This is a genomic window from Chitinophaga agrisoli (genome assembly GCF_008386695.1).
GTDB classification, from domain to species: Bacteria; Bacteroidota; Bacteroidia; order Chitinophagales; family Chitinophagaceae; genus Chitinophaga; species Chitinophaga agrisoli.
In genome coordinates, this window is the sequence record NZ_VUOC01000125.1 from 1 (window position 1) to 245 (window position 245).

1 protein-coding gene is annotated in these 245 nt (G+C 39.2%); it reads right to left on the reverse strand.

The genetic code is table 11. The features are described from left to right. Positions 1 to 245: hypothetical protein (locus F0L74_RS34735; RefSeq protein WP_188316292.1), on the reverse strand; the 245-nt coding region annotated here is incomplete at both ends.

Genomic DNA, 245 nt, shown 5'->3' on the forward strand with positions numbered 1-245 from the left:
GGGTGGATTATCTCTATTGTTATCATTGCCGCTACTAGTTAATAACTTTTCCACAATCGGAACCGCATTTGCCAATATACTACCAACGCCATCCATCTGATATTCCAAAGGTTCAGCCATCTGCGAAGGCATATCTATATCACCAGCTATCATACCGGTAAATTCATTATTTTCATATTTTACAAATACTGTAAAACTACACTTAGGTGATGTTTCACCCGTTGTCTTAAGCGGGCTCAACACAG